The sequence below is a fragment of the Qipengyuania vesicularis genome (assembly GCF_019711415.1).
Lineage (GTDB): Bacteria > Pseudomonadota > Alphaproteobacteria > Sphingomonadales > Sphingomonadaceae > Qipengyuania > Qipengyuania vesicularis.
Map to the genome: position 1 here is coordinate 1000469 of NZ_JAIGNJ010000001.1, position 21131 is coordinate 1021599.

The 21131-nt window shown below is 60.4% G+C and carries 15 protein-coding genes; 7 read left to right on the forward strand and 8 right to left on the reverse strand.

All coding sequences use genetic code 11. The annotated features are described in order from the left end of the window. Positions 1-45: 45 nt before the first annotated feature. Complete coding sequence (locus K3146_RS04985) at positions 46-975, forward strand: glycosyltransferase family 2 protein (protein WP_221545060.1); 930 nt, start codon at positions 46-48, stop codon at positions 973-975. A 3-nt stretch (positions 976-978) separates the two neighbouring features. Here K3146_RS04985 and K3146_RS04990 read toward each other — a convergent pair whose 3' ends face one another. Next, a complete protein-coding gene (locus K3146_RS04990; RefSeq protein WP_221545061.1) occupies positions 979-1917 on the reverse strand; it encodes a glucosamine inositolphosphorylceramide transferase family protein in 939 nt (312 codons plus the stop codon). Between the two features lie 78 nt (positions 1918-1995). On the opposite strand from K3146_RS04990, the gene K3146_RS04995 reads away from it, so the two are divergent. Then, positions 1996-2841 carry a hypothetical protein gene (locus K3146_RS04995; protein ID WP_221545062.1) on the forward strand — a complete coding sequence of 282 codons (846 nt, stop codon included), beginning with the start codon at positions 1996-1998 and terminating at the stop codon, positions 2839-2841. A gap of 6 nt (positions 2842-2847) precedes the next feature. On the opposite strand, the gene K3146_RS05000 is transcribed toward K3146_RS04995, so the two are convergent. The 6 genes from K3146_RS05000 to K3146_RS05025 form a co-directional block, all read right to left on the reverse strand. Then, positions 2848-3942 carry a DNA adenine methylase gene (locus tag K3146_RS05000; RefSeq protein ID WP_221545063.1) on the reverse strand — a complete coding sequence of 365 codons (1095 nt, stop codon included), beginning with the start codon at positions 3940-3942 and terminating at the stop codon, positions 2848-2850. After that, positions 3911-4738, reverse strand: coding sequence for a DNA adenine methylase (locus tag K3146_RS05005; protein ID WP_221545064.1), 828 nt, complete (start codon positions 4736-4738; stop codon positions 3911-3913). Before K3146_RS05005 ends, K3146_RS05000 begins: the two co-directional genes overlap by 32 nt. Beyond that, positions 4735-5910, reverse strand: a complete 1176-nt coding sequence (locus tag K3146_RS05010; protein ID WP_221545065.1) for a phospholipase D-like domain-containing protein — start codon at positions 5908-5910, stop codon at positions 4735-4737. Before K3146_RS05010 ends, K3146_RS05005 begins: the two co-directional genes overlap by 4 nt. A gap of 4 nt (positions 5911-5914) precedes the next feature. After that, positions 5915-7732, reverse strand: coding sequence for a translation elongation factor 4 (lepA, locus tag K3146_RS05015; protein ID WP_221545066.1), 1818 nt, complete (start codon positions 7730-7732; stop codon positions 5915-5917). An 84-nt stretch (positions 7733-7816) separates the two neighbouring features. Continuing rightward, complete coding sequence (locus K3146_RS05020; protein WP_221545067.1) at positions 7817-10033, reverse strand: sensor domain-containing protein; 2217 nt, start codon at positions 10031-10033, stop codon at positions 7817-7819. 114 nt (positions 10034-10147) lie between these two features. Then, complete coding sequence (locus K3146_RS05025; protein ID WP_247711008.1) at positions 10148-12334, reverse strand: EAL domain-containing protein; 2187 nt, start codon at positions 12332-12334, stop codon at positions 10148-10150. A 195-nt stretch (positions 12335-12529) separates the two neighbouring features. Here K3146_RS05025 and K3146_RS05030 point away from each other — a divergent pair, with 195 nt between their 5' ends. From K3146_RS05030 to K3146_RS05050, 5 genes are all read left to right on the forward strand, one after another. Further along, the gene (locus K3146_RS05030; RefSeq protein ID WP_221545068.1) at positions 12530-13837 is read left to right on the forward strand and encodes an FAD-dependent oxidoreductase; all 1308 of its coding nucleotides are present in this window, start codon (positions 12530-12532) and stop codon (positions 13835-13837) included. A gap of 67 nt (positions 13838-13904) precedes the next feature. Continuing rightward, positions 13905-15593, forward strand: a complete 1689-nt coding sequence (locus K3146_RS05035; RefSeq protein WP_221545069.1) for a PHA/PHB synthase family protein — start codon at positions 13905-13907, stop codon at positions 15591-15593. A 46-nt stretch (positions 15594-15639) separates the two neighbouring features. Then, positions 15640-16476, forward strand: a complete 837-nt coding sequence (locus tag K3146_RS05040; protein WP_247711009.1) for an alpha/beta fold hydrolase — start codon at positions 15640-15642, stop codon at positions 16474-16476. Between the two features lie 18 nt (positions 16477-16494). Continuing rightward, the gene (locus K3146_RS05045; RefSeq protein WP_221545070.1) at positions 16495-17976 is read left to right on the forward strand and encodes an MFS transporter; all 1482 of its coding nucleotides are present in this window, start codon (positions 16495-16497) and stop codon (positions 17974-17976) included. A 60-nt stretch (positions 17977-18036) separates the two neighbouring features. Then, positions 18037-19788: an N-acyl-D-amino-acid deacylase family protein gene (locus K3146_RS05050; protein WP_221545071.1), complete on the forward strand. Its 1752-nt coding sequence runs from the start codon at positions 18037-18039 to the stop codon at positions 19786-19788. A gap of 11 nt (positions 19789-19799) precedes the next feature. Here the strand turns inward: K3146_RS05050 and K3146_RS05055 are convergent, their stop codons facing one another. Further along, entirely contained in the window at positions 19800-20882 is a 1083-nt protein-coding gene (locus tag K3146_RS05055; protein ID WP_221545072.1) for a DUF2855 family protein, read from the reverse strand. Between the last annotated feature and the right edge of the window lie 249 nt (positions 20883-21131).

The window sequence follows — 21131 nt, forward strand, 5'->3', positions numbered from 1 at the left end:
GCGATCGAAGGGTACTGACGCAGAGCAAACCTCGGAAAGATATTGATGCCAGCTGGATCGCGCCCAAAGGTTATCCTTGCCGTCTGCACCTACTATCGCAACGAGCCGCTCACCTTGCTGCTTGAACGGGCAGCCGAGTTGTCGCGCACGCATTGGGCGTCGGTGGAAATCGGCGTCACTGTCGTCGACGACAGTCCGGAAGGCCAAGCCCGTCCGGTCGCGGATAGGATGCGCGAACGGTTTCCCCTCGGCCTCGAATACTGCCAATGCGGCCATGGCAATATCTCGCTAGCGCGAAACATGGCGATCGAAAATGCCATGCATCGCGGCGATTTCATCGCCATGACCGATGACGATTGCGAACCTCATACCGAATGGCTTTCCGAGTTGATGTCGGTGCAGGCGGCAACCGGGGCACAGGCAGCTACGGGCTTGATGCTACGCCGCGCACCTGAGCACGCGCCCAGATGGCTAACGGAGCAGCCTTTCCTTGAACTGGGTGAATTCGACGCAAAGGACGGGCAAGACCTGGAAACCGGCTACACCAACAACTGCCTGCTGAAGAGCAGCGTGATCCGGGACAACCCGCAGCTGCGGTTCGATCCGGCGCTCGGAAAGACGGGCGGCGAAGACATGGTGTTCTTCCAGAACTTCCGAAAAGCGGGGAACCGTATCGCCTTTGCCGCGAATGCCTTCGTCTACGAGAACGAGCCGGACGAACGTCTGACATTGAACTATCAGCTCGGGCGCTACTTTTGGCACGGTAACTCTTCGATCGTCACCTCCCTAAGGGCAGGCCAGTCGCGCCCGCGCATGGGCATTCACGCCGGTGCCACGATCGCCCGCGCGGCCCTGCATCCACTACGGCGGATCGGATCGGGCAAGCGGCCGCAGCTGCTCTACAGCCTTGCCAAGCTTAGCGAGGGATTGGGCAAGCTGGTCGGCGTGTTCGGGGTCCAGGTCGACCATCACTAGCGGCTAGCGGGTCAGGCGGCCCAGTCCGTCGAGCGCAGGGGAGAGAGTGCTCTCGAGCCGCGCTGCGTCGAGTACGCACACTTCACCAGCATGCGACAGCGTGTGGCAGCCGTAGTCATATGCGCCACCCTCGGGCATGCGCACTTCAGCCGCTGCGCTTTCCTCGAAACCGTCTTGGTCGAGCCGTGTCACCTCGTTGATCACGATGCTCTCGCCGTAGAAGCTGGCGCAGTTCTGGGCCGGGCGGAACAGCGCGCCCTTGTGTTCGAAGAGCTGCCCCGCTGGCCTCGCATTGGCGCGCTCGCGCTTCACCGGATTGCCTGGATGCGCGGTCCATGGGCCGGCCAGCGTATCGGCGTGGTAGAGATGGAGCGCCTCGTTTTCGCTCCCGTCGAGATGGGTGGCGAAGAGCCATAGCTTGCCGCCATGGCGCACCAACGTGCTGTCGATCAGCGGCTTGCCCTGGAAGAGCACCCTCGGCTCCCCCCACTCCCCCTCGCCCGACAACGGAAAGGCCCGCAGCTGCCGCGCCTCCCCTTCCTCGGGCAGGACCAGCACCTCGCCGCCATCCTCGAACACAAAGGGATAGGACAGGTGATGCCCCTCGCGCAGCACCGGTACGGGCGAGCCGAACCCCGCCTCGCTCCAGTCGACACAGGCGATCGTCCCGCGATCCTCGGCCCACAGCAGGCTCTCGTAGAAGATCCGATAGCGCCCCGTGCCAAGCGGCACGACGAAGGGATCGGCGCGAAACTCCGCCCGGTCCTCCGCCATCCACGCGATCCGCCCGTGCGCTTCGGCCTGCGCCGCCGCGCCCTCCAGCCCGGCCACCACGGCCACCGGCGCACGCACCGCGCCCACGTTCCACTTCTGCCGGAACAGGCTGTAGCGCGCCTTGCGCTTCAATCGTTCGAGCACGCGCGTGACCCCCTCAAGCTGCACCGCCCCCGCCCGCCATGCGCGAGGGCCCGCCAACGTAGCATTTTCCTACCACCCCCCACCTGTGCTGCAAGGCCCCGCATGACCCGCCGCAAGAACCCCCGCGAAACCCGCCTCCCCGTTCCCGCAGGAGAGCTCCCCGCCTTCACCCCCGTCCCGCGCAAGCGCAACCGGCACGATGGCTGGACCGAGGACCGCCAGCGCCGCTTCATCGAGGCGCTCGCCAGCACAGGCAGCGTTATGGCCGCAGCACGCGCGGTGAACATGAGCCAGGAGGGCGCCTACCACCTCCGCCGCCAACCCGGCGCGGAAAGCTTCCGCAAGGCCTGGCAGACCGCGCTCGACCTCGGCGTGCAACGGATCGAGGACGTCGCCATGGACCGCGCATTGAACGGGGTGGAGGTGCCCGTCTACTCCTACGGCCAGCTCGTCGGCACGCGCACCGCCTATAACGACCGCCTGCTCATGTTCATGCTGAGAAACCGCGCGCCCGAGCGGTTTGCGGATGGCCGCGCCAAGGGCATGAACGCGATCGGCAAGATGGACCTGAAGCGCAAGAAGAAGCAGTGGCGCAAGGAATGGGAGGAGGAGCAGGCCCAAGTCTCCCCCGCCGAGATCCGCGCCAGCATCGAGCGCAAGGTGCAGGCCCTGCGCCAGCAGATCGCCGAGCGAGAACGCCGCGAAAGCCCCCGCGTGAAGCGCCTACGCGAGCAACTGGAACAAGCCCTCGAAGCCGACCGCGCCGCAGGCTACCAGCCCGAACGCGACCCGGAGCATGAGCTGTATGACCCCAACTATGGCAAATGGGGGCACGCGGGGCCGAGCCTGCCGCTACTCTCGCCGAATCGGGGCGAGAGTGGGCTGGAGGAGGACAGCGAGGAGGAGAACCCGCGCTGGCGGACGATCAAGGATGAGGGGTGGGATTAGGTCAGCCTATTCCGCAATAAACAACAGCTCTTTCACCTTGTTGCGCACCGGTTGCTTCGCATTCGCTTGATTTGCGAACGAGTATCTATGATCGACCTCACGGATTGTGCAATGACGACCATGCCTCTCAACAATTCGTTTTATGGCCGAAGCGTTCGGCAGGGAGTTGGAGCTGTAGGACAGTATAACCGGTACCTTTCGGTATCCATCGAGCACTCGTTCAATCGTTTGAGCGCAGCTAAGTTCTTTGGCAAACGGATTGGCGTAATTTTTAAATTTCTTAGTCTTTGTTCGCTCTTGGATCTCAATACCGTCCCAATCACGTGCGATCGCCTCAGTGAAGTGATATCTCCGGACATAGTGATTATCGGAGAGCGGACTATAATATGGCGGGTCCATGTAGACCACGTCCACATCTACTGCTGGCAATTGCTCACTGAGATCAATTTTTGTAACCTGGCTCTCGCGTCCATTATCGAAAACTGCTTCGCTAAGTTTCTCGCAAGCCAACCGAAAGTGATCGCGAAGGCTCACCTGCAGATCTTTACGACCGTCATCATACCGACGACCTGTGTATGTAAAAATCCCGCGAGGCCTTCGTTTTAAGCAGGCCCGAATTAATGCGGCGCGAGCAAGGCTGCGTTTATGTCCTGAGAGACGGTTGATAGCTAATCGCGCAAAATCCAAGAACCTGACGTCAGCTTCATCGTAGTAGAGGTCCTGATATATGGACCAAATCATGCCGTCCGCAGTCTCTCCTGATGACAGGCTCTCTATTTCCGACTTAGAAAGTTGGGTGGATGAATTGGCGATAAGCGCATTTGCGATGGTTGTAGCCATTGTCATCTGATCATTGGAGACGACCTCACAGCCCTGCGATTTCAGCATGTAGCCGACAACGCCCGAGCCGGAACATATGTCTAGCACTTTCTGCGGCGAGAATTGTCCTACTGCTCGCCAGATGGGTTCGAGCAGTTGCTCTTTGGAACCCATGAAGCGGGTCGAGGGAAATTTCGATGATTGAGGCGACAGATTATACCAACCCAGTTCAGGCGCTTCGCTCTCGAAATCATGCAAACTTTCTAACTTTGGGAGGTACATAAACGATAACATCCTCGCCTTTCCGGCCGCTAGCGCGTGAGTTCACATTGCGGCGGCTTTGGATCACTTCAATGTGATACCCTTGATACAAATCGTGAACAAGGGGGTGATTGGAATTTGTCACAACCGTCTCGCATCCTCGTTCGGATAGAAGCTTTACCAGTTCCGCCATCTCACGATGATCATCATCGTGAAATTGCGTACGAGTGTATCGTTTGAAATCAGAATGCTGAGAAACTGGAATATAAGGCGGGTCAAGAAAGATCAAATCGCCCGCCCGGGCCTCATCAACGAGCACGTCACGGAAATCTCCGAGTTCAATCCTCGCTCGAACAAGTAACGCGCGCGCGGCCTCAAAATGAGGCCGGCTTGGTTCAAACCGCTTCTTATAACGCCCCCATGGCACATTGAACATGCCATCCCGATTAACTCGATATAGCCCGTTGAAGCAGCTTCGATTGAGATACAAGAGCCGCGCAGCTGCTGTTACAACATCGAGATCTTCAAATCTTAACGATCGAAGTTCGTAGAATGTACTTTCGTCAAAGGGCCACGCATCGTATTGTGACAAGACAGCATCGAGATGCTCAACAATGGCCCGATAGAAGCCGACCAATTCTGGATTTACGTCAGCAATTAGCCCCCGATCAGGCGCCAAAGCGAAGAACAGAGCTCCACCTCCAATCATTGGCTCGACGTAGCGGCCGGAATGTGAATCTACATAGCGTTGTAGGGCAGGAAGTAGCTGGGCCTTTCCGCCCGCCCATTTCAGCAGTGGCTTTGTCGTCTGTTTCATACCGCAGCCCAAGCACGGAGAACTATTTCACGATCTGGCTCTCGCCAGCCGCGGGTCCCTTTGTTTGCCAAGTAGTCACCTACGATGGCACGAGTCTTAGCCGGTAGTCCACCTGTAGCATCGAGCATCGATGCTAAGGTCTCTAGGTCTTTCAACCTTAGAGAAGGATAATCCCTACCGGTGTTGGCTAGAAGCTCAATCACTTGAAGGAGTGGCCGGATTTCTGCTGCTGGCGCAGTACAATTGGTTAGGTAAAATTCGCGCACGACCTTAGGGAGGCGCCAAAATGTTGCGAATGCAATCCGTGTTTGCTCGAGCATTCCAGAAGGACTCGTAGAAGATATCTCCGCCGTCGACGCCTGTTTAAGCCATTGCATCCACAATCGAGCAATCGTTTCCTTCTGCTGACCTCTCGCCTGCATTCCCAGGGGGGTCAGTTGACCATTAGCGGCGAACCCGATGAGCTTGAATTCACTGAGGGCCTTACCTTCGAGCAAGCGTGGCTGGTCAAGAATGGCTTGGATCCTCTTAAGGGTTCGCACGTTATTTGCAGCCTTGTCGGCGTTGAGAGGAACGACCAAACTTGGAAGGGAAGCAAAAGCCGCTTCGATGGTTTCGGTGGCAACGGCGACGTCAGTCGATGCTGTGGCCTCCTTCTGAGTGCGAGCGAATACAAGGTTGCTCTTCACCCGCGCGGTATATAGCGTCTCCATCTTCTCAAGAATTTCCGTAGAAAATTCAACCGACCGATCGGAAAAAAGCCTTTCAAACCAATCTCGCGCCTTACCCTCTTTGTCATCGATCAAGCTTATAGCCTCAACACCCGATACCAACGCTGATCGACTTAAATTTGCGCTGCCCACAAGGACGCAATCTGAGCCATTATTTCTAACAATCACAACTTTAGGGTGAAATACATTAGAACCGTCGTATGCGCGAATAGATACCCCAGCTCTTTGCATAGCGATTACCGCTTTGGGGTCGGTTATTCCCAACTGGTCCGTACACAAGACACGTACTCTGTTTTCTTTCCCACGAATAAGCGGTTTTAAGATTTCCCATCCCGAAAATTGAATATAGCTTATCGCTAAGTCAATTTTTTCGAAATTCCTGATGGATTCCTTCAGGACTGATAGAATAACCTCCTTCTGTTCCCCACCGAAGCTAAGCACCTCCCTACTCCTCCCCCATCCGCAGCGCGGCGATAAATGCCTCCTGCGGAATGCTCACATTCCCATACTCGCGCATCCTTGCCTTGCCCTTCTTCTGTTTTTCCAACAGCTTTTTCTTGCGGCTGATGTCGCCGCCGTAGCATTTGGCGGTGACGTCCTTGCGCAGCGCAGCGATCGTTTCGCGGGCGATGATCTTGCCGCCGATCGCGGCCTGGATCGGGATCTTGAACAGGTGGCGCGGGATGAGGTCTTTCAGGCGCTCGCACATCCCGCGGCCGCGCTCTTCCGCCACGCTGCGGTGGACGATCAGCGATAGCGCGTCGACCGGCTCGTTATTGACCATGATGTTCATCTTCACGAGGTCGCCTTCGCGCAGGCCGATCTGCTCGTAATCGAAGCTGGCATAGCCGCGGCTGATGCTCTTCAACCGGTCGTAGAAGTCGAACACCACTTCGTTCAGCGGCAGCTCGTAGGTCACCTGCGCGCGGCCGCCGACATAGGTGAGGTCGGTCTGGATGCCGCGGCGGTCCTGGCACAGCTTGAGGATCGCGCCGAGATATTCGTCGGGCGTGTAGATCACCGCCTTGATCCACGGCTCCTCAACCGCGTCGATGCGGTTCACGTCCGGCCAGTCGGCGGGGTTGTGGATGTCGATGACCTTGGCGTCTTCCGTCTTCGTGTGGGCGAGGTGGACGCGGTAGACCACGGAGGGGGCCGTGGTGATGAGGTCGAGGTCGTATTCGCGGCTGAGGCGTTCCTGGATGATTTCCAAGTGCAGCAGGCCGAGGAAGCCGGCGCGGAAGCCGAAGCCCAGCGCGGCGGAGCTTTCCATCTCGTAGCTGAAGCTCGCATCGTTGAGGCGCAGCTTGCCGATGCTTTCGCGCAGTTTCTCGAAATCGGCGGCGTCGACTGGGAAGAGGCCGCAGAAGACCACGGGCTGGACTTCCTTGTAGCCGGCCAGCGCCTTCTCCGCCCCGCCCTTCACCGTGGTGATGGTGTCGCCGACGCGGGCCTGTTCGACTTCCTTGATCTGCGCGGTGATGAAGCCGATTTCGCCGGGGCCGAGCTCGGGCAGGTCGGTGCGCTTGGGGGTGAAGCAGCCGACGCGGTCGATCAGGTGCTGCGTGCCGCCCTGCATGAACTTGACGTTGAGGCCCTTCTTGATGACCCCGTCCATTACGCGCACGAGGATGACGACGCCGAGGTAGGGGTCGTACCATGAGTCGACGAGCATGGCCTTGAGCGGCGCCTCGCGGTCGCCCTTGGGGGCGGGGATGCGGGCGACGAGGGCTTCCAAGGTTTCCTCGATGCCGATGCCGGATTTCGCGCTGGTGAGGACGGCGTCCGACGCGTCGAGGCCGATGATGTCCTCGATTTCCGCGCGGACCTTGTCGGGTTCGGCGGCGGGGAGGTCGATCTTGTTGATGACGGGGACGATTTCGTGGTCGTGCTCGATCGACTGGTAGACGTTGGCGAGCGTCTGGGCTTCGACGCCTTGCGCGGCGTCCACCACCAGCAGCGCGCCTTCGCAAGCGGCAAGGCTGCGGGAGACCTCATAGGCAAAGTCGACATGGCCGGGCGTGTCCATGAGGTTGAGCTCATAGGTCTCGCCATCCTTGGCGGTGTAGTTGAGGCGCACGGTCTGCGCCTTGATGGTGATGCCGCGCTCCTTCTCAATGTCCATGTTATCAAGGACTTGCTCGGACATCTCGCGGTCGGTCAGCCCGCCGCAATGCTGGATCAACCGGTCGGCCAGCGTGGACTTGCCGTGGTCGATATGAGCTATGATACTGAAATTGCGTATTTTTTTGAGGTCGGTCATCGCGCTTCAATTGGCAAAAGTGCGGCAAGTTCATTGCCTTCGAGCGCGCCTTAGCCGTGCATTGACCTCAGGCCAAGAAGAAGGTCAGCTATCCTGCGGACCGCCGCCCTGCTTGGGAGCATTTGCGGAGAGCTTGAACTGGGCGAAACTGCCCGGCGCAGCTTCCGGGGCCTGGCTGTATTTGCCCGGCGGAAGTGCGGTAAGCGGTGCACCCGCGGCAGCCAGCGCGTAGGGGCTGACACGGTGGCGCGTACACAGCCCCCCTGCCCCGTCGTCGACCAGTTCCTGCTCGAATTCGACACCCTGCGTATCGTCCATTGTCCGGCGCACAGTGCACACGGCGAGCTGGCCCTGCCCGAAGTCGAGCACGAACTGCGTGCCCACCGGGACATCCTCGAGGCCCTGAATCATCGCGCCAGAGCGCGACATGTTGCGCAAGGTCACGTCGTAGTAGTGATCCTCGTGGATCAGCCCGATCTTACGGAACACAGTGCGACGGCTCGCGCGCTGGCTGCCGTTGTCCGTGGGCTCGAGCACCCAATCGCCCTTCGCGATTTCTTCGAGCACGGTTTCCTGTGCGACCGCATCGGAGAAGACGTAACCCTGGACCTGTCCGACCCCGATATTCTTCAGCTCGTTCATCAGGTCCATCGCATGGACACCGGTCGCGATGGTTTCCATTCCCATCGCCCGTGCCAGCGCGACGACCGCGCGGACGAGCTCCATATCTCCCAGGTCGTTGCCCATGACCGGTTCGAAGAAGTTCGCCCCGATCTTGAGCGAATTGAACGGTGCGCGGCGGAGATAGGCGAGCGACGAAAGTCCCGTTCCAAACTGGTCGAGCGTCAGGCGAATGCCGAGCTTGAACAGGGCCCCAAGCGCTGCGTCGACCTTGCTGGCATCGCCGAGCAGGACGGATTCGTTGAGCTCCAGCTCGAGGCGCGCCGGGTCAAGCCCGGTTTCCTTGAGTGCAGTCTCCACCATCTCTACGAAGCCGTTTGCCTCGAACTGGACGGGGGAAATGTTGATCGAAAGGCGGAGGCTTTCGGGCCATTCGCAAGCTTCCTCGCAAGCCTTGCGCAGCGCCCATTCGCCGATCGGAATGATCAGCCGGCTGCCTTCGGCTACCGGGATAAAGGTTTCCTGAGACACGCGGCCACGTTCTTCGTCTTCCCAGCAATACTGGGCTTCGAGTGCGACCACCTCGTTCGCGCCTAGCGCAACGCAAGGCTGGTATTCGAGCTTGAAATCGCCCGCTTCGATAGCGGCCGCGAGGTCTTCCTCCATGCGCTTGCGCAGGTTCGCCTCATGCTCAAGATCGGCGGCGTAGAAGCGGAATTGGCCGCGACCGCCATTCTTCGACGCGTAGAGCGCGAGGTCGGCGGCCCGGGTGAGTTCTTCGCGTTCGACCCCGTCATAGGGTGCGACAGCCACACCAACCGAGCATCCGATCGTGCAGCGCCCCTCTTCGACCGAATAGGGCTGCGAGAGCATCTGGATGATCTTCTTCGCGATCTCGCCCAGCTCGCCACGATCGTCCATGTCGGGAATGAGGACTTGGAATTCATCACCGCCCAGACGTCCGATCTCTCCGCGACCGGCGATCACGGTGTTGAGGCGTTCTGCGACCTGGCGCAGGAGCTGGTCTCCAGCAGCATGGCCGAGCGTATCGTTGACCTGCTTGAACCGGTCGAGGTCCAGCATCATCAATGCTGCTGCACGCTTGGCGCTTCGGAAGGTCTGGAGAGTCGAATCGATCCGCTGCTCCATCCGGTGGCGGTTGGACAGACCGGTCAGGGAATCGAACTTGGCAAGGCGGCTCGCCTCTTCCTCGCTACGGTACTCTTCGGTGATGTCGCTGGCGGTCCCGCGAAATCCGACGAATTCATCGGACTTGTCGTAGACCGGCCTCCCGGACAGCCGAAGCACGAGGTCCGCTTTCGGATCACCCGTTTCGACCGTCAGGTTGGCAAAGCTCTTTCGCGTACCGAGCTTCAAGCCCAATCCGCGAGCGTCGCCATCGCCCGGCACGGGAAGGAGAATTTGCTGGAGCGGCTCGCTGAAGGCCTTGTCGCCTTTCCTGCCCAGCTGCTCGAATATCGCTGGGCTGAGATAGGTCAGGACTCCGCGGACATCGGTCGCCCAGAAGCAGGCGACGCCGGAATTCTCGAGCTGCTCGACGATTGCGAGCTTGTCCGATCCCGAGAACTCGGGTGCGGGCGGTATGTAACGCCCGTCCTCTGCCGCGTTTTCGTTAGATTTGCAGCCTTTGAAGAAATCGGTGAAGGGCATGGCGCCCATGGACTCTCAACCCCGTCGAAGCGATGTTTGGTTCAGATGGCCTAGCCAGAAATGGTTAGCATTGGCCTAACGCTCGGTGCGGATTCGCCTTTGTTGCGCGACGCGATGAGGCCTCTAGATGTCGGCCTGCGCGAACAATGGAATGCTAAGCACGCGCTCGCCAGACAGCATGCCGTATGCATCCTGCGGCAAGGCAGCGAGGGGCCGACCCGCCGCCTGGATGTCGTAAGGCGAAACACGGTGTCGGGTGCATAAGCCGTCCGCACCATCACTGATGAGCTGGGTCTCGAACTCCACGCCCTGAACATGCTTTTTCGAACGGCGGACGGTGGCAACCGCCAGCTGGCCATCTCCGAGATCGAGCACGACATCTGTCCCGACGGGCACGTCGAGCAGTCCTTCGATACGCGCACCTGTCTTCGAGATGTTGCGCAGCGTGACGATATAGCGGTGATCGTCATGGATCAGGCCAATCTTGCGCAGCACTGTCTTGCGGTCGGCGCGATAGCGCTCCGGTCCCTTGGGTTCGTAGGCGAGCTCGCCCTTCTGGAGACGTTCGAGCGCTTCCTTATGGCTGATCGCCCGCGAGAAGATGTAGCCCTGGATGTGGCTGGCACCGCGCTTGATGACGAGTTCGAGTTCGTCCTTCGTCTCGGTACCTTCGGCGACAGTTTCCATCTTGAGCGCGTTGGCAAGGCTGACGATGGCGCTGATGATCGCTGAGTTGTTGTTGCCCTCTTCTGTCGAGCCGCGGACGAAGCTCTGGTCGATCTTGATCTTGTCGAAGGGCGCGTTGCGCAGATAGCTGAGCGAGGAATATCCCGTCCCAAAGTCGTCGAGCGCCAGACGGACACCCAATTCCTTGAGGCTCTTGAAAATTTCGCGCGTCAGCAGGTCATCGCCGGCAAACACGCTCTCGGTGATTTCGAGCTCGAGCCGATCAGGCGCAAGGCCCGACTTCTGCAGGGCGCGCTGCACGACCTGCACGAAATCGCTGCTCGTGAACTGGGTCGGTGACACGTTAACGGCAACGCGAAGCTCGACGGGCCACTCGGCAGCTTCTTCGCATACCCGGTGCAGTGCCCATTCGCCGATCTGACCGATCATGCCGATGTCTTCGGCGCATGAGATAAAAATTTCGGGAGACACGAACCCGCGATCGGGGTGATCCCAGCGGATCAGGGCCTCAAATCCGGAGAGCTTGTAGTCCGAAGTTTTGACGATGGGCTGGTAATGCATGACCAGCTCGTCCTTGACCAAGGCGTCGCGCAGGTCCTCTTCGAGCTGGCGGCGCATCTTCGCGCCTTCCTGCAGTTCGCGCGAATAGAAGCGGTATTGCCCGCGCCCGCCGCCCTTGGCCTCGTAGAGCGCGAGGTCGGCTGCCTTGACCAGTTCTTCGGCATCGAGCCCGTCGTAAGGGGCGATGGCCACTCCGACCGAGACGCCGATGATGGCCCGTGATCCGTTGATCGAATAGGGCTGTGCCACCATCTGGATTATGCGCGAGGCATAGTCGCCGAGTTCCCCGCGGTCGTCGATGTCGGGCAGCATGATGAGGAACTCGTCCCCGCCGAGGCGACCGATCTCCCCCTTCTGGCCGAATATCTGGCTGAGACGTGCCGCGACCTGTTTCAGCAGCTCGTCGCCCGCCGGGTGACCCAGCGTATCGTTGACCTGCTTGAACCGGTCGAGGTCGAGCATCATCAGTGCGCAGACTCGCTTCGCAGCACGATACTGGTGCAGCATCGATTCCAGCCGCTTGTTCATGCGGTGGCGGTTGGCGAGACCTGTCAGCGCGTCATATTGCGCGAGCTTCTTGGCATCGCGCTGGGTCTGGCGGGTATTTGTGATGTCCTTGGCGCTACCGCGATAGCCACAGAAACGGTGCTTCCCGTCGAATTGCGGCTTTCCGGCGATCTCCATGTAAAAATCCTGGTCCGCAGCCACGAACCTCACCGGCAGCTTCGTGATCGAATTGCGCGCCCCGAGGTAATAGGCGAGCGGGCGTTCGCCATCGCTATCCTCACCCATTTCGTCGGCATCGTCGCTTTGCAGGATATCGGTCAGCGGCTTCCCGATAATGTCGCTGTCGGAAAGACCGAGACGGTCCTTGGCGTTCTGCGAAAAATATATGATCCGGCCTTGCGCGTCGGTGGCCCAGAACCACCCCAGTCCCGAATTCTCGAAGCTGTCGAGCAATTCTACACGACGGGCGAAGTCGTCCTCGGAGATAGGCACGAACGAGGCTTCGCCGGCCGCGACTTTCTCGGACCTCGCCCCTTTCGAGAATAATCCTGCCATCCGCTTCCCAGTTCCGGACCCGCTTCCCACCGACGCATGGTCGCGTCGTTTTCCTTGCGATCCGCAATTAGGCGGAATTCCTTACCAAACGCATAACCATTACCTCCCACCGTAGCCGCGCGCTGCGTCTCGAATGCTTGCCATCGGATGCCCTTCCCGCCATTGTGCCCACGCGCGCTTGGGAGAGGGCCGTTTATGCGTCACATCGCCATCGTCGGTTCGGGTCCGGCAGGGTATTACACAGCAGAAGCAGCGGGAAAGCAGTGGGGCGAGGATGTACGGATCGACGTGTTCGACACGCTCCCAGTCCCTTATGGATTGATCCGTACCGGCGTCGCCCCCGATCACCAGTCGATCAAGAAGGTCTCGCTGCGCTATGAAAAGACAGCGCTAACCGAGAACGTCCGGTTCGTCGGCAATGTCCATGTAGGCAGGGATGTAAGCGTCGACGAATTGCAGGACCTCTACGATGCTGTGGTCTTCGCGACCGGCGCACCGCATGACCGCGAGCTGGGCCTGGAGGGAGAGGGCCTCGGAAACGTCTTCGGCAGCGCGGCCTTCGTTGGTTGGTACAATGGTCACCCCCAGTTCGCTTCACTCGGCCCGGACATTTCCGGCAAGCACGCGGTGGTGGTCGGCATGGGCAATGTCGCGCTCGACGTGGCCCGGATCCTTTCAAAGACCGAGAGCGAGATGGCCGGGTCCGATATTGTCGCCCATGCACTCGACGCCCTGCGCGGTTCGCAGCTCGAAACTGTGACAATTCTCGGCAGGCGAGGCCCGCACCAGATCATGATGACACCCAAGGAACTGGGCGAGCTCATGCAGCTCGAGCGCGCCAGCCCGCAGGTCGACAAAGCCGATCTGCCCCCCGAAGACGATGATGCGATCCTCGAGCCGGGACTGCGTAAATCGGTCACGCTCCTGCGCGATTTCGCTGCCATCCCGGAAAGTATCCACGGCGAAACCCCGATCACGATCGAGTTCGACTTTTTCGCCAATCCCAAGGCCTTCTTGGGCAAGGATGGCAAGGTCAGCGCGGTCGAAGTCGAGCGCACGACGATCGAGAAGGGCCGAGCCGTGGGAACGGGCGAGACGTACGAGGTCCCCGCCGACCTGGTGGTGACATGTATCGGCTATCGCTCCTCCCCCATCGAGGGTGTGCCATTCGACGAGCGGGCAGGCCGCTTCGCCAATGACGAGGGTCGTATCCTTCCCGGGCTGTATTGCGTGGGCTGGGCCAAGCGCGGCCCCACCGGCACGATCGGCACCAACCGCCCCGATGGCTACGGTGTTATCGAGCTGGTTGCCGAAGATATCGGTGAAGGATCGCGCAAGCGCGGTCGTGATGGCTTCGACGAACTGGCGAAGGAACGCGGCCTCGACGTGGTGACGTTCCGCGACTGGCAGAAGATCGAGGAGGCCGAGGCCGCCGCAGCACGTGATGGGAGCCCGCGCGAGAAATTTGTCGACATCGAAAGCATGATCGCGGCATTACGCTGATCGGAACGGCAGGGTCGCACCGTCCGTTGATCGCCCGAACACCGAATTAGGAGGACAGACCCCGCCCATGCCCAAGCTCGAAGACGAAGCCGCCCAGCACACCAGCGCCCTCGGTCCCCTGATCGGGTTGACCCGGGAGGACATATTCGGTGCCGTAGCCGTCATGCTGCGCGAAACCGCCTCCGACCCGCAGCGCCTGATGAAACACGGACAGGCGATAGGCGAGGACATGATCAAGATCATGACCGGCCAGAGCGAGCTTGAACCCGACAAGAGGGACCGGCGCTTCCAGGACCCTGCATGGCAGTACAACCCCTTCATGCGAGCCGGCATGCAATATTATCTGGCAGTGCAAAAAGGCGCCTCACAGTGGCTGGAAGACCTCGAACTCGACGAACTGGAAAAGGATCGCGCCCGCTTCATCTCGAACATAATCATCGACAGCCTGGCGCCGACAAACACGCTGATCGGCAACCCCTCGGCGCAGAAGATGGCGATCACGAGCGGCGGCCTCTCCCTCGTGAAGGGCCTCAAGAATGCATACGACGACATGGTCCACAACAAGGGCATGGTCAGCCAGGTCGACAAGAAGCCGTTCAAACTTGGCGAGAATATCGCGACCTCGAAAGGCGATGTCGTCCTGCGCACGGAGATGATGGAACTGGTCCATTACGCACCGACGACGGACGAGGTATACGAGATCCCGCAGCTGACTATCCCGCCGCAGATCAACAAGATGTACATCAACGACCTTTCGCCGGAGAAGTCGGTCGTGAAGTACCAGGTCGACAACGGCATCCAGACCTTCGTGATCAGCTGGAAGAACCCGACTAAGGACCAGGGGCACTGGGACATGGCCGACTATGTCCGCTCCTGCCGCGAGGCGATGGAGGCGGTCAGCAAGATCACCGGCAGCAAGAAGGTCAATGTCTCGGCTGGCTGTTCGGGTGGCCAGACCGCATCCATGCTGGCCAGCAAGATGGCCTCCGACGAAGACGATCTGCTCGGCTCGCTCACGCTGATGGTCTGCGTGCTGCATCCCAAGCAGAACGATATCGAGGCAGGCTCGCTCGTCAGCGAGAACGGCCTCGAACTCGCCCGCCGCCGCGCCTCCAAGAAGGGCGTCATCAAGGGCGACGATCTGGCCCGCGGTTTTGCATGGCTGCGGCCCAACGATCTCATCTGGAACTACGTCATCAACAATTACCTGCTCGGCCAGGATCCGCCGGCATTCGACGTGCTTTTCTGGAACGCCGACGCGACCAACCTGTCCGGCGCACTGATGGGCGACTTCCTGACCGTGTTCGAAACGCTCGCCTTCACCAGGCAGGGCGAGGTCGAGATGGTCGACCACAAGATCGACCTGTCCAAGGTCACCAGCGACCTGTTCATCCTAGGGGGCGTAACTGACCACATCACCCCGTGGAAGGCGACCTATCGCTCGACCCGGCTCTTCGGATCGAAGGACATCACCTACGTTCTGTCGCATTCCGGGCACATGCAGGCGATTCTAAACCCTCCGGGTAACCCGAAGGCAAAGTATTACATCCAGAAGGACGACAAGAAGAAGCTGCCCGAAACCGCCGACCAGTGGCTCGAAGGTACCGAGGAGGTTGCGGGTTCGTGGTGGCCATATTGGATGAACTGGGTGCAGACCCGCTCGGGCAAGAAGAAAAAAGCTCCGGCGAAAACGGGGAACAAGGCCTATCCGCCTCTGGACCCCGCCCCCGGACTATACGTTATGGAAGCCTGCTAAGGGCCATTCGGGACACAATCGCGTGAATTCAAAATCGAAGAACGACATGACCGCTACGGTCGAAATGATGGACGTGGGCGGTCGCACCCTTCGGGTCGCGCACTGGCGGCTCGACAAACCCAGCGATCACCCTCCCCTGCTGTTCTTCAATGGCATCGGCGCCAATATCGAGGCAGTCGCCCCGCTCGCGGAAATGCTGACCGAGCGCGGCTTCGTGATGTTCGACATGCCGGGGACCGGCGAAAGCCCCGACCCGACCGTGCCTTATAATCCCTTCACAATGTGCTGGACTGCTGCTCAGATCCTTGGCCGGCTCGGCATCGACCAGGTCGATGTCATGGGTGTGTCCTGGGGCGGCGCGATGGCACAGCATTTCGCGCTCCAGCATCCTGGCCGTACGCGGCGGCTCGTCCTCACCGCGACCACGGCAGGCATGCTGATGATTCCGGGCAACCCCGCCGCGCTTACCAAGATGGCCGATCCGCGCCGCTACATCGATCCCGAGTTCATGAATGAGCATTTCGCCACGCTCTATGGCGGGGTCGACAAGGACGGTGCGGCACACCAGAAGGACAGCCACATCGGTCGTCTGAAGCCGCCCTCTCCGCGCGGCTATTTCTACCAGCTTATCGCCATGCTCGGCTGGACCAGCCTTCCCGCCCTTCCCTTCATGAACAAGGACGTGCTGATCATGATGGGCGACGACGATCAGATCGTCCCGCTGATCAACGGCAAGATCCTGGCCTCCGCAATCCGGAATTCTCAGCTCGAGGTGATCGAGGGTGGCGGACACCTGTTCCTGCTCACCCACGCCGACGAAAGCGTTGCGATCCTTCGCAGGTTCCTGGACGCGCCCGATGGCGAGACCCTTGCCGCGGCCTGATCCGGCACGGCGCGGCTAGTGGAAAGCGCCGCGCCCGATCCACTGGACCGCCCGCTGGCGGCGAGGCCAGTTCACGGTGACGGTGGCGCGTTGGGCAGAACCGGCTTCGCCTGGGCCGTCTTCGAGTGGGCCCGCAACCCCTACTACATCCTGATCGTCATCTACATTTTCGCGCCCTATTTCGCGCGCGACATCATCGGAGCAGACCTGCTCGCTAGTAGCGAACTGGATGGGCTTGCCGCGGAAGAAGCGCGCGCTGCCGCCAACGCGCAAGGACAGGCGACGATCGCCTCCGTAACGAAGTGGGCGGGAATGATCGCCGCCCTTACCGCTCCTTTCCTCGGCGCGGCGCTTGATCGCGGGGGCAGGCTGAAGCCGATTCTCGCCGTCTTCCTTGGCGCAATTGTGGCGTGTTCCGGTCTGCTCTGGTTCGCAATGCCCGGTGGAGAAGGCCTGTCGGTACCGACGATCATGTCGCTGCTGGTTATCGCCTACGTCGGCTACACCTATTCGGAGGTGACGCATAACGCGATGCTCAGCGTGGCGGGTGAACCGAAGCGACTGGCGATGATTTCGGGCCTTGGGCTTGGCCTCGGCAACCTCGCCGCCTCACTGATCTTCATTTCAATCGCCCTCCTCTTCGTCCTGCCGGAACTAATCTCCTGGCCGTTCTCCGAGCCGCAATTCGGAGTCGATCTCTCCAAGTTCGAACATGCAAGGCTCGCCGGTCCGATCTGCGCAGTCTGGCTGGCTGGTTTCTCGGTCCCGTTTTTCCTTCACGCCAGGGACCCCGGAACACCGGGCGCGAGCTGGCCCAAGGCGTTTCGCGAAGGAGCGCGCAGTGTCCTTCAGACCTTGCGCGAAGCAACGCATTATCGCGAGCTCATGAAGTTCCTGCTCGCCCGCATGTTCTATGCGGACGGGATGGCGGCCCTGCTTGCGCTGAGCGCGGTCTATGTAGCGCTGTTCCTAGAATGGAACTTCCTCGAGATGCTGTGTTACGCCATCTTTGCCAGCGTGTGCGCCTTTGCGGGAGGAATCTTCGGCGGCTGGCTTGAAGGCAAAGTCGGCGTCAAACGAGCCCTTGTCATCCAGGTCGTCGCGATGATTGTTGCGGGCCTTGTCCAATTATCCGTGACGCAGGATCACCTGTTTCTCGGCCTCGTCGCCAATTCGCAAATCTGGGATGGGTTGGTGTTCCAGTCCCTGTCCGACCTTGTGTATCTTGGCCTCGTAAGCATCATTGCAATCACGGTGACGGCGAGCATCTCCTCCAGCCGGACAATGCTGGTCGCTCTCGCTCCATCCGGACGGAGCGGAGAGTTCTTCGGGCTGTATGCCATCGCGGGCACGATCACTGTCTGGATGGGCCCACTGCTGGTCGAGCAATTCACGCTGTGGTCGGGCAACCAGCGGATCGGGATGCTTTCAATCAACATCCTTTTCCTGGTCGGCCTCGCGATCCTGTTGACCGTCCGGATGTCGCCCCGCTCCGACTAGTCTCTCTGGACTCATAGGTTGCAATGTGGAACCTTCTCTTCCGAGAGAGGAGCCAACACCATGCCAGCATTCGACCTGATCATTCGCGGAGGGACTGTCGTCGACGGAACCGGGGAGTCGCGCTTTACCGGCGATATTGCCGTGAAGGACGGGCTGATCGCGCAGGTGGGCCAGGTAGGCGGCGATGCTGCTGAGGAGATCGATGCCTCGGGCCTGCTGGTGACCCCCGGCTTCGTCGATATCCACACCCATTACGACGGACAGGCGACGTGGGATCAGGAAATGGCGCCAAGCAGCTGGCATGGCGTGACCACGGTCGTGATGGGCAATTGCGGCGTCGGTTTCGCCCCTGCCAAGCCAGACAAGCACGAATGGCTGATCGGCCTGATGGAAGGGGTCGAGGACATCCCCGGCACTGCACTGGCCGAAGGTATGAGCTGGGACTGGGAAACCTTTCCCGAATACCTCGATGCGCTCGAAAAGCTGCCGCGTACCGTCGATGTCGGCACGCATGTCCCGCATGGCTCGGTCCGTGCCTACGTTCTCGGTGAGCGTGAACGGCCCGGCGCAGTGCCGACGGAGGAAGACATCAGGCAAATGTCTGCCATTGTAGAGGAAGGCGTGCGGGCGGGTGCGCTAGGCTTCTCGACCTCGCGCACCGTTCTCCACCGCGATGTCGATGGCGAAGTCGTCCCCGGTACGACCGCCACCAAGGAAGAGCTTATCGAGATCGGCCGCGCGATGGGCCGCGCAGGTCATGGCGTGTTCGAAATGGCGAGCGACATGATGCGCGATTGGGACGAGTTTGGCTGGATGGGAGCGCTGAGCCGCGAGACCGGCCTTCCCTGCACCTATGCCGCGCTGCAATCGATCGCCAAGGAAATGCCGCTCGACGAGCAGATTTCCTCCATGCGCGCGGAAAACGACAATGGCGCCAACATCGTCGCTCAGATCGCGCTGCGCGGGAATGGGATCGTCATGGCATGGCGCGGCACCGTGCATCCCTTCCGCCTCAAGCCGAGCTGGAAAGAGATCGAGGAACTGCCCTGGGAAGAGCAGAAAGCGAAATTGTTCGATCCGGACTTCAAGGCCCGGATGCTGGCCGAGCAGCACGACTTTTCCGAGGTCAACCAGGACATCATCGGCCTGATCATGGTGGTCTGCGGTGGCTGGAACATGCAGTTCGAGATGGATCCCGACTTCAATTACGAACCAACTGCGGCTGAGAGCATTCTCGAACGTGCCAAGGCTGCCGGGGTCTCGGGCGACGAATACGCCTATGATCTGCTCTGCAGCGACGATGGAAAGGGCTTCATCTACCTGCCGATCCTGAATTACGCGGACGGCAATCTCGATTTCCTCCACGACCTCCAGCAGGCCGATGACACGGTAAACTCGCTGTCGGATGGGGGCGCGCATTGCGGCACGATCTGCGATGCAGCATCGCCCACCTTCATGCTGCAGCATTGGGTTCGCGACCGGTCGCGCGGCACGATCAGCCTCGAGAATGCGATCAAGCGGCAATGTTCCGATACTGCGCGGCTCTATGGGCTGGAGGATCGCGGCGTGCTCGCGCCGGGCTATCTTGCCGATATCAACATCATCGACATGGAGCGCCTGAAGCTCGGCAAGCCCTGGCTTGCCTTCGACCTTCCCGCGGGCGGCAAGCGCCTGCTGCAGAAGGCAGAGGGCTATGTCGCCACGATCAAGAACGGCACCGTCACATTTCGCGAGGGCGAATGGACAGGCGAGACACCGGGCGGCCTAATCCGTGGCCCGCAGCGCGCAGAACTGGCTGAGGCCGCCGAGTAAGGTTTTCCGGCCTAAGGCTCGATCACGATCCCCTTGGCAGGATCGATCTTGCCGCCAAGCATCTGGACGAAGACGTTGCGGGCTTCCTCGAGGCCGCTGTGGCGTTCGATCTCGATCGATCCGCCTGCATCCTCGAGGAATCCGTGCCAGCTCTCGGCCACCATCGCGCCTGCCTTCTCGGGACCGTGTTCCTTGAACAGCGCCACCGCGTGATCGGGTGCGAAGAACAGTGTCGGCGTGGGCCCGGGAAGGTCCGCACCGGCGCCAAGTCCGGCTCCGCGCTCCTCGATATGCGTAGCGCCAACGAGGCAGGAGTACTTGAGATCATCGCCGAGCTGGTGGTGCAGCTGACCGAGCAGCTTCGCATTGCCGGCAAAGTCCACGGTAACGCTGGCATCGTGGCCAAGGCTGGAAACCTCGTCATAGGACAACACTTCGTCATAAAGGCCGCTGTCGTTCACGAACTGGACGTTGCCCGACGATGTCAGCCCGATACGCTTCACCTGCGGTGAATTGCGCTTGGCCACGCTCGCGAGACCCATGGCCGTTTTCGAAGAGGCGCTGGTCAGGATCACCTGCCCTGCCCCGAACCAGTGGTTCGAGCGCATGAAATACTCGATCAGGAAACCGGTCTTGAACAGAGGACCAAAGATCATCCGCTCACCCTCGCGCGCAGGATCGTGCTCGGGATCGGCGGCTAGACGCGAATACTGGTTGTAGATCGGGCTCATCGGCTGGCGATGCTCGGCCATGTCGACGAAGCCGCCCTTGGTCACCTTGCCCGGCGAGACATCGAGCGTATCGGCCATGGGAAGATAGCCATAGACGCGCTCTCCTGCGGCGAATTCGGGATGGTTGCTCTCGACCACTTTCGCATGGCCCCACATGGGCACGATTCCCTTGCCATCGGGTGCAGGGAAGAAGTTCCAGTATCCGAACCCGTCGCCGACCACGGCGTAGGTCACATTATTCGCGGTGACCGAGAAGCTCTCGATTGCAAGCCGCACGGCCCCGTCTGCGAGAACAGGCTCTTCAATATCGGCGATTTCTGCAGAAGAGAGATCGTTCTTATCGACGTGGACGGCGTGGGCCATGTGGTACTCCTTTTGCTCGCCACATTCCTTCGGGCCACCTGAGGAGCTAGTCAACCGGCAGGACAAGCTGACCTTTGGAATGTTCCGCCAATTTGCGAGCAGTACGCGCATTGATCGACAAGAGGCGACCGGAGTTCCCGAGTTCGAGGCGATAGTATCTCGCCAACAGCAAGCGTGCGCGCTGCGGCCTCAATTGAGCCCACGGAATGAAAATTGGTCGAAGGAATGGTCCGAAGATCTTCATGATCC

Bases quoted from the DNA above. Each gene is read 5' to 3' on its own strand.
- K3146_RS04985 (WP_221545060.1), top strand. From the start codon at position 46: ATGCCAGCTGGATCGCGCCCAAAGGTTATCCTTGCCGTCTGCACCTAC.
- K3146_RS04995 (WP_221545062.1), top strand. From the start codon at position 1,996: ATGACCCGCCGCAAGAACCCCCGCGAAACCCGCCTCCCCGTTCCCGCA.
- K3146_RS05000 (WP_221545063.1), bottom strand. From the start codon at position 3,942: ATGTACCTCCCAAAGTTAGAAAGTTTGCATGATTTCGAGAGCGAAGCG.
- K3146_RS05005 (WP_221545064.1), bottom strand. From the start codon at position 4,738: ATGAAACAGACGACAAAGCCACTGCTGAAATGGGCGGGCGGAAAGGCC.
- lepA (WP_221545066.1), bottom strand. From the start codon at position 7,732: ATGACCGACCTCAAAAAAATACGCAATTTCAGTATCATAGCTCATATC.
- K3146_RS05020 (WP_221545067.1), bottom strand. From the start codon at position 10,033: ATGGGCGCCATGCCCTTCACCGATTTCTTCAAAGGCTGCAAATCTAAC.
- K3146_RS05025 (WP_247711008.1), bottom strand. From the start codon at position 12,334: ATGGCAGGATTATTCTCGAAAGGGGCGAGGTCCGAGAAAGTCGCGGCC.
- K3146_RS05030 (WP_221545068.1), top strand. From the start codon at position 12,530: ATGCGTCACATCGCCATCGTCGGTTCGGGTCCGGCAGGGTATTACACA.
- K3146_RS05035 (WP_221545069.1), top strand. From the start codon at position 13,905: ATGCCCAAGCTCGAAGACGAAGCCGCCCAGCACACCAGCGCCCTCGGT.
- K3146_RS05040 (WP_247711009.1), top strand. From the start codon at position 15,640: ATGACCGCTACGGTCGAAATGATGGACGTGGGCGGTCGCACCCTTCGG.
- K3146_RS05050 (WP_221545071.1), top strand. From the start codon at position 18,037: ATGCCAGCATTCGACCTGATCATTCGCGGAGGGACTGTCGTCGACGGA.
- K3146_RS05055 (WP_221545072.1), bottom strand. From the start codon at position 20,882: ATGGCCCACGCCGTCCACGTCGATAAGAACGATCTCTCTTCTGCAGAA.